Annotated in this window: 13 protein-coding genes; 6 read left to right on the top strand and 7 right to left on the bottom strand. The window is 42.6% G+C overall.

From position 1 onward, the window contains the following. Window positions 1-3 precede the first annotated feature (3 nt). Complete coding sequence (locus tag FKX85_RS14275; RefSeq protein ID WP_141615376.1) at window positions 4-606, top strand: hypothetical protein; 603 nt, start codon at window positions 4-6, stop codon at window positions 604-606. A gap of 75 nt (window positions 607-681) precedes the next feature. Here the strand turns inward: FKX85_RS14275 and FKX85_RS14270 are convergent, their stop codons facing one another. Next, a complete protein-coding gene (locus FKX85_RS14270; RefSeq protein ID WP_141615375.1) occupies window positions 682-1140 on the bottom strand; it encodes a hypothetical protein in 459 nt (152 codons plus the stop codon). A gap of 426 nt (window positions 1141-1566) precedes the next feature. On the opposite strand from FKX85_RS14270, the gene FKX85_RS14265 reads away from it, so the two are divergent. After that, window positions 1567-2730 carry a PQQ-dependent sugar dehydrogenase gene (locus FKX85_RS14265; RefSeq protein WP_141615374.1) on the top strand — a complete coding sequence of 388 codons (1164 nt, stop codon included), beginning with the start codon at window positions 1567-1569 and terminating at the stop codon, window positions 2728-2730. Between the two features lie 123 nt (window positions 2731-2853). On the opposite strand, the gene FKX85_RS14260 is transcribed toward FKX85_RS14265, so the two are convergent. The 6 genes from FKX85_RS14260 to FKX85_RS14235 form a co-directional block, all read right to left on the bottom strand. After that, complete coding sequence (locus tag FKX85_RS14260; RefSeq protein WP_141615373.1) at window positions 2854-3657, bottom strand: PhzF family phenazine biosynthesis protein; 804 nt, start codon at window positions 3655-3657, stop codon at window positions 2854-2856. Window positions 3658-4131: 474 nt separating this feature from the next. Next, entirely contained in the window at window positions 4132-5583 is a 1452-nt protein-coding gene (locus FKX85_RS14255; protein WP_141615372.1) for a TrkH family potassium uptake protein, read from the bottom strand. 3 nt (window positions 5584-5586) lie between these two features. After that, complete coding sequence (gene trkA, locus FKX85_RS14250) at window positions 5587-6933, bottom strand: Trk system potassium transporter TrkA (protein WP_141615371.1); 1347 nt, start codon at window positions 6931-6933, stop codon at window positions 5587-5589. A 153-nt stretch (window positions 6934-7086) separates the two neighbouring features. Continuing rightward, window positions 7087-7422, bottom strand: a complete 336-nt coding sequence (locus tag FKX85_RS14245) for a n-acetylglutamate synthase (protein WP_141615370.1) — start codon at window positions 7420-7422, stop codon at window positions 7087-7089. Between the two features lie 155 nt (window positions 7423-7577). After that, complete coding sequence (locus tag FKX85_RS14240; RefSeq protein WP_141615369.1) at window positions 7578-8156, bottom strand: DUF4136 domain-containing protein; 579 nt, start codon at window positions 8154-8156, stop codon at window positions 7578-7580. Between the two features lie 84 nt (window positions 8157-8240). Next, window positions 8241-9485, bottom strand: coding sequence for a DNA recombination protein RmuC (locus FKX85_RS14235; protein ID WP_141615368.1), 1245 nt, complete (start codon window positions 9483-9485; stop codon window positions 8241-8243). 196 nt (window positions 9486-9681) lie between these two features. Here FKX85_RS14235 and FKX85_RS14230 point away from each other — a divergent pair, with 196 nt between their 5' ends. The 4 genes from FKX85_RS14230 to FKX85_RS14215 are packed head-to-tail and all read left to right on the top strand — an operon-like array spanning window position 9682 to window position 13234. After that, window positions 9682-10911 (top strand): Nramp family divalent metal transporter, encoded by a 1230-nt coding sequence (locus tag FKX85_RS14230; protein ID WP_141615367.1) that lies wholly within the window; start codon window positions 9682-9684, stop codon window positions 10909-10911. Then, the gene (gene pxpA / locus FKX85_RS14225) at window positions 10908-11618 is read left to right on the top strand and encodes a 5-oxoprolinase subunit PxpA (protein WP_141615366.1); all 711 of its coding nucleotides are present in this window, start codon (window positions 10908-10910) and stop codon (window positions 11616-11618) included. Before FKX85_RS14230 ends, pxpA begins: the two co-directional genes overlap by 4 nt. Before the next feature lie 40 nt (window positions 11619-11658). Continuing rightward, a complete protein-coding gene (gene pxpB / locus FKX85_RS14220) occupies window positions 11659-12375 on the top strand; it encodes a 5-oxoprolinase subunit PxpB (protein WP_141615365.1) in 717 nt (238 codons plus the stop codon). Continuing rightward, on the top strand, window positions 12362-13234 hold the full coding sequence (locus FKX85_RS14215) for a 5-oxoprolinase subunit C family protein (protein WP_141615364.1): 873 nt from the start codon (window positions 12362-12364) through the stop codon (window positions 13232-13234). Before pxpB ends, FKX85_RS14215 begins: the two co-directional genes overlap by 14 nt. Window positions 13235-13286: the final 52 nt, after the last annotated feature.

Below are 13286 nucleotides of genomic sequence, written 5' to 3'. Positions count from 1 at the left end.
AATATGAAAAAACTATCAGCCTTGGCCGTAATGACCATCTTATCAGTAGCTTTGCTGTCCTGTGGTAAAGATGATCCTGTTCCCGAGCTGGATCAAGAAGTGATTACTGACGTCACCCTTACCTTTACAGAGGTGGATGGAAATGATGACATCATTGGAACTGCCATGGAGTATAATGCCTCCTCTGACGAAGGTATAGGATTAGGAGGAAATGTTATTATAGACGATATCGATGGTCTGGAACCTGGCAAAAGGTACCTAGTGGAGATTACTGCCTATAATGGAATTGCCAACGAGGACATCACAGAGGAAATCAAAGAAGAAGGAGACGAACACCAGTTCTTTTTTCTAGGTAGTGCTTTCACAGGAGAAAGCACCATACTGGAATATGCCTATGATGATGAAGACGAAGATAGAAACCCAATAGGGCTTCGTGGCTTTGTTACCGTTAATGAAAATACGGGCAACGGCACAAGTGTATTCAACTTGGTATTACGCCATGATTTAGACAAGAATTTTGAAGGCGCCGATAATCCAAGTTGGGAGAATTTTGTACAGGCAGGCGGAGAAAGCGATCTGGATATTGACTTTGATGTAATCTTCTAAACCGCCTTAAACAAGCATTTCAAAGCCCTGTTTTCTACTTGGAATCCAGGGCTTTTTTCATGGATTCGACCAGGGTCATTGTCCTGCAGCCCGACCTACGTTTCCGGCTACCAAAATCACGTCATATTCTGGCCCTGAGGCTGCCAAATGTACTTTGATATGGTAATCATCTTCCATTAGATCAGCAAGACTATGTCCCTCCAGAACAGTCACACTGCGCAAGGGCCTGATATCGACATTATTCAGCATATCAGCCATGCCTGCATGAGCGCCAGCTTCATAAGCTCCATAGTGCAAATGAGCCGGGAAATAATACTCATCTTCTGAGGCATCACCATAAAGCTGAATGGTCACTTCAATGCCTGTACCATTGGAAAACTCCTTAAAAATAGCTTCACCAGTGTATCCATATTCTGTACTGACCGTATGAAGATCGTAGGTTAGAATATTATCCTCGTAAAGCGAATCCGTCAAATCTTTGCAGGATGAAAAAGAGAAAATAACCAATATCAATACGCCTAGTTTCCTTTTCATATATAGTCAGTTTCTTAATGTAATCGCACCAATCTGGGTTAAAGATACAGTTTATGGAGTTATGGATGACGAGTGGGCTGCGATTTTTTAACGTATACGACAAACGCTTTTCCAACCTGATCGCACCACTTATGTATTTTACAGCATCATCTTTATTTTCTAAAAACTTTTCCTCATAATATTGATTATATTTACTGGCGTCCGAGAAAACAATCGTCAAATTGAAAAATCAACTGTTTACACCCCTAAATCCCCTAAAGAGGACTTTCTAGAACTCCCCTTTAGGGGATAGGTGTCATTTTAGGGGTTGGAATAAAAACCCTCAAATTTCTGTTTAAAGACAGTCTTTAATCATATTTGAAATTTAGTCGGATGCCAGTAATTATATTTATGAAATATAGAAAACCTATAAACAAACCTATTGAAATGAAAAATCCAATTACAAGCTTTTCCTTACTCCAGCCGCTCGTCATTTCTGCCCTGATATTAGTGGGCAGCGTTTCATGCGCACAAGACAAACGTCCGGGGGTCATGGAAAACACTCCCCCGATAGAAGACGACCCAAAAAATTACACCACTGAAACGGTTGTAGAAGACATCAATAATCCTTGGGGTATGGCATTTCTCCCGGACGGGGGGATATTGGTTACCGAAAAAGATGGTGAACTGATATACGCCAAAGATGGCAATAAGAGAATTATCCCCGGCACACCAGATGTCGTGTCCAAAGGACAAGGTGGATTATTGGACATCATCCTACACCCTGATTATAATACCAATGGATGGATTTATCTCACCTATTCTTCAGGAGAAGGAGAAGGTGAAGGGGCACATACAGCTGTCATGAGGGCGAAATTTAACGGTAATGGCCTTACTGACCAAGAGGTCCTTTATAAGGCGACTCCTAATACCGAAAAGGGTCAGCACTTTGGCTCAAGAATGGCATTTGATGAAGAGGGCTATCTCTATTTTTCAATAGGTGAAAGGGGAGAAAGGGATGTAAATCCTCAGGACATCTCCCGTGATGGTGGTAAAGTCTATCGTCTAAATGACGATGGATCAATTCCTGAGGACAATCCATTTTACAACGATGAAAATGCTAAAAAAGCTATCTATTCCTATGGCCATAGAAATCCGCAAGGAATGATCTTCCACCCACTTTATAATGAAATATGGGTCAATGAGCATGGCCCCCAAGGAGGCGATGAAATCAATATTGTAAAAAAAGGCGCCAATTTCGGATGGCCAGAAGTATCCTATGGGATCAATTATGACGATTCCAAGTTGACAGATGAAACCAGCCGGGAAGGTATGGAACAGCCACTTTATTATTGGGTGCCTTCCATTGCACCATGTGGATTTGCGCTGGTGCCAGAAGAAACTTATCCTGATTGGGGAGGAAATATGCTTGTAGGCTCATTAAAATTCCAATACTTGGAAATGCTCAGCCTGGAAGGCAAGCAGGTGACCAAAAGAACCAAATTGATGGATGGGGCCGGAAGAATGAGAAATGTCAAAATTGGTCCTGATAACCATATCTATGTGGCCATTCAAGGAACGGGCATCGTCAAAATCATCCCCACACCTTAATTTTCTCTTCGCATCTTTCATGATATTTGAAGGATTAAATTTCCCTTCTTCCAAAAAGAGAGCTATATCTCATTATAGCTCTCTTTTTGTTCTTGACCATCAACATTGCTTGGAACCTGCGATTTACAAGGATATTCTACCTGCTCTTTCCATCAAGAATGCTCCCGAAAGTGTGACTAAGCCATTATCGTCCAACTCACATGAGAATGCCCCTCCCCTTTTGCTAAGCTGCAATGACTGTAGATGGTTCTTCTCAAATCGTTTTGCCCAAAATGGCACCAACATCGCATGCGAAGACCCCGTCGCATAATCTTCCTTTTGCAAAGTATGGGGAACCAAAGTCCGACTTATAAAATCCACATCCGCTCCTTGGGCGGTGACCGCATAGCCAAAGACTTCACATTGGGATAAGCGCTCAAAGTCAGGGTTCATTTTCTTAATGTCCTCCCCGTCTTTGGCCAGAATGATATATTTATTCTCGGTTCGATACATCGCCAATAAAGGGATCCCCAGCCCCTCTACAATTTGCTCAGGAATTTCCTTTACTTCATCCAAAACTTCAATCGACTGAGTAATGATCGAAATGGTTTGATCTGCATGCAATTTCCCTTCTAGTTTCCCTTCTGGATAAATGAATGTAAATGTCCTCTCACCACTCTTTTTTTGTCCCAAGAAAGCAGTGGCTGCTGCTGTACCGTGTCCACATAGTCCAATCTCGGCATCCGGTGCAAACCACCTAATTGCAAATCGGTCATCACCCGGCTCCTCGACCAAAAAGGTAGTGGCAGGTTGATTGAGTTCCTTGGCAATATTTTGCATGTCCTTTTCAGCGGGAAGTTTGTCCAAAAGGATCACGGCAGCAGGGTTTCCGGTAAATCCCCGATTTTGGTCGGTAAAAACTGAAATGATTTGATAATCTATTTCCATATGTTGAAAAATAATTTTGTTAAATAATAGTGTTTCCAGTAATATGAGTCTCCGCAATCATACACGTAGCCAAGCATAATTGAATAAATTGTGTTTCCATCCTTTTATTCAGGTGTAAAATTGCTTTCAATAGGTCTTCATGAATGCTACGCATTTCCATTGATGAAAAGGACGGAAAATCCAGTCCGGTGGTGAGCCCTTTAAAACGGGAAAAACAAGTTTTCCAGTGAGGAAAATACGTTACCCAATTTAATTTATGAAAACTGCTCCGGCCTGAAAATGAATGGATCTCGCTGTTCCACGACGCGAGCTAATTCATTTTCTTAACGGCCTGCTCATTTTTCTTAAACCGTTCTCACCAAGGGACTTCCTTAACTTTCCAAATCACATTTTGTAATGGTACCACTACGTGTAAAATTACCGATAGTCATTTCTAGTAAAAGCAATTTTAGCAATAACAAGTTCAATTCACCATTAATTTGCTCTCCAAAAATAAGGGGTAAATAAAACCAAAATGGTAAACAGCTCCAAACGGCCCAACAGCATAATAGCAGACAGAAGAACTTTCGTGAAAGGATCGAAAAAGGAAAAATTATCCAGTGGCCCTACATTGCCGATAGCGGGTCCTACATTTCCGAGACAAGTTGCCACAGCCCCAAAGCTGGTCAGCATATCATACCCTAAAATGGACAGCATCACGCTTCCGATGACAAACACCATCAAATAAATCAGTAAAAATATCATGATATGGGTAATGATTTTACCCGATACGCGATCACTGTTAATTTTCAGCGTCACGATCGCTCTAGGGTGGACTATTCGCTTAAACTCCAAAAGGGTGTTTTTAAAGAACGTGAGGTGGCGGATAAACTTGATCCCTCCGGCCGTAGAGCCTGCACATCCCCCTACAAAGAGCAAAAGAAAGAATAAAATGGTAAGGCCATGACCAAAGCTAGTGTAATCAGCCGTCACATATCCTGTTGTCGTAATCAGTGACACCACTTGGAAGGCCGTATCCCTAAATGCTTTTTCGAACTCCAGTCCACCGATAAAGAACACCGGAATAGTCAAACCAATAATGATCAAACCGACCACCAGAACATATGCCTTAAACTCATCACTTTTCCATACCCGGTCAAACTTACCCATGATCCCAAAATAGATCACCGTAAAGTTGGTACCTGCCAAAAACATAAAGATAATAGCGACATACTGGATAAAAGGAACATCGAAAAAAGCCATACTTGCATTCTTTGTCGAAAACCCACCCGTAGCCAATGTAGTAAGCGCATGGTTTATAGCATCATAAAAATCCATTCCCCCTATATAATATAAACCGGTGCAAAGTACCGTCAGCCCCACATATACATACCATAATCGCTTGGCCGTTTCCCTAATTCTGGGGTGCAGTTTATCTGAGGTAGGCCCTGGGGATTCAGCCACAAACAATTCAATCCCGCCTATTCCCAAAAGTGGAAAAATGGCCACAGTCAGTACAATAATCCCCAAACCGCCGATCCACTGGGTCATGCTTCTCCAAAACAGAATTCCCTTAGGCAATGCCTCTATATCATTTAAAACAGAAGCTCCCGTAGTGGTCAATCCTGACACGGTCTCAAAAATGGCATCGGATAAATTGGTAAGCGTACCACTCACCAAATAAGGCAGCATTCCAAATATGGACATGAAAATCCAGCTTAATGCCACAATCAGGTACCCTTCTCGCTTTCGGATATTTTGATCTTCTTTGGAAAAGGAAAAGAACAGCAGTCCACCTATTGCCATGGACACAAAGGCCGAATAAATCAATGGCATTTGGTCACCACTTTTATAGTAGAAACTAAAACCGATCCCAGGGAGCATTAATAACCCCAATAGCATCAGTAAGCCCCCCATGACTTTTGCAATCGCCTTATAATGGATCATATGCTAATTAAATAATTTCTCCAAACTGGACTTAGCAGATGGAAGAGCCAATACGATGGCCTTATCGTTCAGCTGCAATTTAAAATCCCCATCGGGAATAAAAACCTCTTCTCCACGAATCACTCCCGCCACAATGGCTGTCTCAGGAAAATGCAGATCCCTTAATTGTTTTTTGGTAAGCCGGTTGTTTTTTGAAATGACGTATTGGATAAATTCTGCATCCACTCCATAAATGCCTGAAATCGCTTCTACTTTGCCCTTTCTCAGGTGCCGTGCAATTTGATTGGCAGCTACTAATTTCTTGTTGATCAATGAATCCACCCCGATACTATGGGAAATATGAATATATTCTCTCGTATCCACATGGGCGATTGTTTTGTATACGCCATGATTCTTCGCACTCAGACTGGTGATAATATTGGTCTCGGAGCTTTCTGTCAATGCCAAAAAAGCTTGCATTTCTTCCAAACCCTCTTCGATCAACAGTTCGATATTTTTATAATCTCCATTAATGACCAGAGTAGAGTTCAGACGTTCTGATAACCACTTGCACCGTTCCTTATTATTATGGATGAGGGTTACCTTATATTCCGGTTCCAGCTTTAACGCCGATGTAAAAGCCAAATCATCACCACCGATGATCATCACATTCTTAATATCTATTTCACGTTGGGCGGTCAGCTGAGCGATGGATTCACTAGCTTTTTTGTTGGACACAAAATAAACATGGTCATTATTTCGGAGCATGGTATTTCCTCCTGGAATAATGGTCATTTGGTCTCTCACTATAGCAATGATCCGAACATCCTCAAAAATGGACATGGTACGGGTATCCGCAAGTCTTTTATTGACCAATGAAGAGTACTGGTCCAAGATCACTCCCATCACATTGATTTTACCCTCTTCAAATTCAAAAATATCCGAAAAAGTGGAATTTTTGACCATACGGTGTATCTCGCCAGAACAAAGCATGGTAGGAGAAATGATATCATCGATACCTAAGTTATGAAAGTAAGCTACATTGTCTTCCAATAAATAATCGTGATTTCTCACTCGGGCAATCACCCGCTTGGCACCTAACTGTTTCGCCAGCATCGCCGTCACGATGTTGGTTTTCTCAGAGGTAGTGACCGCCATGACCATATTGGCATCCTTCACGTTTGCATTTTTCAGGACATCGATGGACGCCGAGTCCCCTATCACAGTCAGCACATCCAATCTGGAAGCCACATGCTCCAAAATATCCTTGTCTGTATCAATTAACGTAATGTCCTTGTTCTCATAGCTGAGTGATTCTGCAAGATGAAATCCCATATCACCAGCCCCCGCAATAACGATATTCATAGCCATGGGCGTAAAGATAAGTTGTTTTAAACCTCAATGACAAAATTGTAAATCAATTTTTCTGGCACATCCCATAGGATGTACCTGCTAAAAGTAGCCCTATTTTGCTTATATCATAGTAAATTTCGATATAACTTTTTTATCCCAAGCAGTATTTCCCTAAACCTCCTCAATAATCGACTCTCCTTTGGAAAAATCACCAGAAGTCCACTGCCACAGCTCGTGAAGCCTGATTTTTCCATTTGCTGCCTGACTCGGTTTCGATATACATTTGCCGGTCTTGATCTCCCCTTTGGTATTGATATGACAATACCTCATTTTTATGGTACCTTTTTCATCTACGGTTCCGATCAAATTCCCTTTCGTCACTCCTCCTCCTGAATAATATCCCGATAGCACATTCCCTTCCTGTTTATAATCAAAGATGGTTTCTCCTGAAACTTCGCCATTATCGCTATTACTTACAGTTTTAAAAGATTTGTTGTTATAATTCATAAATAAACTTGCTATGTTGGATAATTCCCCACAATATAGAAATGTTGAATTGTTTAAAGGCCAAACACCCCTACATAAAATACTGGGATAGAAAAAATAAGCAAAAAAACAGCAACCATCTACTTTAATAGCATATTTCAGGAAATACTAGCATTTTAAGAGGATATATTCCTTGAGAATTCACTCAAAATCTTGCTCACAGATATGTCAATATTCTTATACTTTTGCTTCACATTATTAACTTCACCTACTGCACTGATTCGTAATATCACCTCATCGGCTTTGGGGTCTATAAAATCAATCACCACTTCCCCCAAATTATACTTCTCTATTTCTGTTCTGCTAGGCCAATAAGGCATCCCGTAGGGATAGCGGTACATGTAGGGATTGTACATTCCATACGGACCATAAGGCGACATACCATAATAATCATTGTCCCTCACTTCCTTCTCTCCTTCGCTAAGCAATGTATTATACCTAAGGATAAGGTCTGGTTGCTGGATATTCTCTTCATAACCGCGCTCTTGCATTCCTTTGATTAATCCATCCCTTAAATTCTTGTCCAACGTCGGCGAGTTCCATGCCTCCTTTCCCTGATACTGGTTGATGATGGCGAAGGTCCTGTAGCTCCGCTCGGCTTTGACCTCTTCTTTCTCTAAGTAAACTTTTACTGGATTACAGGCAGCAGTCACCAAAACCATTGCCAACAGACCCATTACCATTTTCCATTTCATAGTTTCTTCCTTTTACTAGAAAAAACGAGTGCTAAACGACAAAGTTGCATGGAGAAATATGAAAATTTCATCAGCGGTCCAGGATCAGCTATCCAAGAACTTATCTTTTTCATCCTCTGGCAATGCTTCCACATCCCTTAATCTTCTCTGAATCACACGGGTCCGCGTACCCACTAATGTATCAAGTTCATTATTGGCCTCATTGAGCTTTTTCTGTGCCTTCTCGATCAAATCACCGAACTTGCCAAACTCTGATTTTACCGCTCCAAGAACTTTCCACACTTCGCTGCTCCGCTTTTGGATCGCCAGGGTTTTGAAGCCCATCTGCAGGCTGTTTAGCATCGCTGCAAAGGTGGTAGGACCTGCCACAACCACTTTAAACTCCTGTTGGAGCTGCTGTGCCAATCCCCCGTCACGAATAACCTCGGCATAAAGACTTTCCATAGGCAAAAACATCACCGCAAAATCAGTGGTATAGGGCGGATGGATGTACTTTTGGCTGATATCCTGGGCAGATTTCCTTACCGCCCTGTAAAGCGCTGTCTTGGCAGCTTCCATAACACTTTTATCCCCCACCTCATAAGCTTCCAATAGTCGGTGATATGCTTCTTGCGGAAACTTAGCATCCACAGGAAGATAGACAGGCTCCTCTTTATTGCCAGGCAGCTTGACGGCAAACTCCACCCGCTCGGAACTTCCCTTTTTCATCACCGCATTTGCAATGTATTGATCGGGAGAAAGGATATTTTCCAAAATGCTCTGAAGCTGATATTCGCCCAAAATCCCGCGGCTTTTCACATTGGTAAGTACACGTTTCAGGTCCCCCACTCCAGTGGCCAGGTGTTGCATTTCGCCCAATCCTTTTTGCACAGCTTGTAGCTGTTTACTGACTGCTTCAAAGGATTGTCCCAGACGTGTTTCCAAAGTTTTTTGAAGTTTTTCATCCACCGTTTCACGCATTTTTTCAAGGCGGGCTTCGGTGGAAATCAACATCTTCTCTTGGCGCCGCTCTAAATCAGAAAATTTCTCTCGTTGCAATTCATTGAAGTCACGGACATTTTCCCTGAAAAGCTTACCGAAATCCCTGAGTGTTTCGTTCTGATCCTTTCCGGATTCACGTACCATGTCCATTATCAACTTAAATTGCTGATTCATTTGTAAGGCCATTTCCTTGCGGTTTTCTGCCATTTGTGCATTTAAATCCTGCTTAATTGCCCCAAATTTCTCATCTATCGCTTTACTATTCGACCTATTGCCTCCATGCTTCACCAATATCCAACTGCTAAGTAACACGTTCACTGCAATAAGCCCTACTACGATCAATTCCATGTCATGCTATTTTTTAATGCAAATTAACGGACACTCGGGATTAAAACTAAAACGCCATCACAATACTGAGACAATTTCCGTCTCAAAACATAACACACAACAGCATCGGAACCTCCGCAACAAAAGTATTTTAGGTTTAAATTCACAGATTTTATTAGATTGCTATCATGCAAATTCCAGTAAGTGAAAATGACGGATGATTAAAAACTGGACTAAATACTTGGGGCCAGGACCATTGGTCGCGGCTGCCTTTATAGGGCCAGGAACCGTAGCGGTATGTAGTATGGCTGGGGTAAATTTCGGTTATGAGCTGTTATGGGCCCTGTTATTGTCAGTGATCGCTACTATCGTCCTGCAAGAAATGGCCGCAAGAATCGGTCTGATCACCCAGAAGGGATTGCCTGAAGTCATGAGAGCCGAAATTCCGACCAAGGCTGTTAGAACAATCGCTTTGGGATTGGTCATCACAGCTATTGTGATGGGAAATGCAGCCTATGAAGCAGGGAATCTTAGTGGGGCAGTGATGGGCTTGGAAGTATTTCTACCCAATAAGGCAACCTCAACTTTTGGAGGGTATTTTCGGCCAATGCCCATGCTTACGGGATTGGTGGCTTGGGGACTCTTGATGTGCGGAAATTATAGACAAATCGAGAGGTTTATGATTGGGGTGGTATTGATGATGAGTATGGTGTTTCTGGTTACAGCGGTGGCGGGAAAGCCCCATTTAACTACACTACTGGCGGGTTTTGTCCCCAGTGTGCGTAGAGATAATATTATCACCATCGTCGCTTTGATCGGAACAACAGTGGTTCCATATAACCTCTTTCTCCATTCATCATTAGTTTCACGAAAATGGAAAAATCCAATAGCACTTTGCTACGTAAGAGTTGACATTTTTATCGCTGTTATTTTAGGGGGATTGGTATCCATGGCCATTTTGGTGACCGGCACTATGGGAAATGCCAAACAAGTGGAAGTCATCACTGATTTGAGTGAAAGCCTTGTCCCTCTGTTAGGATCCTTTGCCCCATATTTTTTGGGCATTGGTCTGTTCTCGGCTGGTATAACATCATCCATCACTGCACCGTTGGCAGGTGGGCTTGTGATCTGCAGCTGCTTCGGATGGAATAATAACCTCTCGGCAAAGCCCATGCGCTGGACCTTCAGTGCCATTCTTCTACTCGGTGTGATTTTTGCTTCTCTGGGAATCAAACCAATCGAGTTGATTGCAATGGCCCAACTTGCAAACGGGATTTTATTACCTGTTTTAAGTACCTTTATTCTATGGATGGTCAATAAGCCCAAGATAATGGGCGCCTACAAAAATAATCTTTTGGCCAATATTTTAGGCTTTGCCATTTGGGCCATCACCTTGATATTGGGATGTAAAAGTATTTTAAGTGTGATACAAAACTGGAGCTTATGACGATAGATATCAATTGCGATCTCGGGGAAGGAATGTCATCCGATGCTGATGTGATGCCCTACATTACCAGTTGCAATATCGCCTGTGGTGGACATGCCGGAGATCAAAAAACGATGGCCAACACTATCAAATTGGCACAAAAGCACCATGTAAAAATCGGTGCTCATCCCTCCTTTCCAGATCGTGAACATTTTGGACGAAAAACCATGGATATTCCAGCCGAACAATTGCTGGAGACTATTCTTTCACAGCTAAGGGATTTTCAAGAGGCCCTTTCTCAAACTGACGCCACACTGCACCATATCAAGCCCCATGGTGCCCTGTATAACTTGGCCGCTAAGGATTTGGATACAGCCAGTTTACTCGTCGCTCTTATTAAAACCCACTATCCTGAAGCCATCGTTTACGCCCCTTACGGATCTTTCATGGCTAAAGTAGCCAAAGAAAATGGACTGGAAGTCTGGTATGAAGTATTTGCAGACAGAAACTATAATGATGACTTGAGCCTTGTTTCCAGAAACAAACCCAATGCACTGCTCCACGCCCCTGAAGATGCCATCAAGCACTTAAAAAAAATGGTTACAGGAAAGGTGCAGACCATATCAGGAAAAACGCTCCAAATCGTAGCTGATACCGTATGTGTCCATGGAGATAATCCCGGAGCTTTAGCGCTGACCAAGGCCATTCATAAGGCCTTGAAAAATTAAAAACGACATTATTCCGACCACTATTAAAGCGAACCAATCCATGTCACATCAATTCAAATACAAGCATATCTCCCCAATGATACTGGAACTGTATTGGCCTGCTTCAATCGATGAGTCCACGCTGATGGAAATGATGTCCATGAAAACACATATCCAGAAGATTTGGCAGGATGAGTTGCTGGAAGTCAGCATGGGATATCATTGCTTAAGTCTTCACTTTAAATCACCTTTTCGGCTCAATGATGTCCTTAATGAACTGGAGCACATTGCTGAAAAAAATGGCGGTTCGCCTGTAGATTTCACCAGGAAAAAATGGATGATCCCCGTTTGGTACTCAGGAAAAGATCTAGAGAAAGTAGCCAAACACACCGGCATGGCTCCCGACAAGATCATTACACTTCATCAAACACCTAATTATCTCTTACATTTTTATGGGTTTATGCCTGGGTTTATGTATCTGGGTGGTCTGGATAACCAGCTCTTTGTACCCAGAAAAAAGCAGCCTGATCCATTGATCGAAAAGGGAGCAGTGGCTATCGGCGGAAAACAAACGGGTATTTACCCCATGAACAGCCCTGGAGGATGGAATGTGATTGGAAGAACTCCTGTTCAATTATTTGACGTCAAATCGGATCCTCCGCTAAAACCTCAACCCGGTGATAAAATCAAATTTGAGGCAGTCACGGAGGAAAGTTATCAAGATATTATTTCGGAAATAAAAGAAGGAAACTACCAACTGCAACATGAAAAAATCTGAGGGAATTTTGGAAGTCATCAAACCGGGATTTTATGGATCCATTCAAGATCATGGCAGATTTGGATATGCGCATTGGGGAATTCCTGCGGCTGGAGCCATGGACGAGCAGTCCTTCCTACTGGCCAATCACTTACTCAAAAACGCTCCAAATGATGCTTGTTTGGAACTCACCATGATCGGTGGGGAATTTCGCTTTCTCCATCCCACAACCATCATAGTCACCGGTGCCCCTATAAAAATTCAGGTAAACGGCCACACCTATCCCATCAACCACGTCATCGACATCGCAGCAGACGACTTTCTCAAACTCTCTCCAGCAAAAAAAGGCTGTAGGATTTACCTAGGCATCGATGGCGGTTTCCAAACCGAAGAAGTCCTGGGCAGTAAAAGCTGGTATGCGGGAATTACCAAAAGTAACAAACTGGAAAAAGGCATGCGGCTCTCCTATCAAGCCGCTACAAATGAACGACCAGCTGCGCATGCCAAAGTAGCCATGGATGATGCGCTGTTTGAAGATGAGGTGTTAGAAGTATACCCAGGGGCTGAAGCAGCTGAGATGGATGAAGCACTTTTCGAGCAGCTCTTGACAAGGGATTTTCACCTTTCTGCCAAACAGAACAGAATGGGCATACAGCTGGAAGAAAAAGTTGACAACAATCTCAGCGAAATCCTTACCTCACCCGTCTATCCCGGGACTGTCCAATTGACCCCTGGGGGGCAATTAATGATCCTCATGCGAGATGCCCAAGTGACAGGCGGCTATCCTCGTGTCCTTCAGCTTTCCCCTCAGGCAATCTCTTGCCTATCGCAAAAAAAACAAGGTGATAAAGTCAGTTTTAAACTTATCGACGAATGGTGATTAAACCTAGCTCAACCAACTAACGTTCTATAACATTAACCATCTATTCCTT

This window comes from Echinicola soli, from assembly GCF_006575665.1.
In the GTDB taxonomy this organism is placed as follows: domain Bacteria; phylum Bacteroidota; class Bacteroidia; order Cytophagales; family Cyclobacteriaceae; genus Echinicola; species Echinicola soli.
The sequence above is the reverse complement of the archived record's forward strand: the minus strand, read 5'-3'. Positions and strand labels throughout refer to the sequence as shown.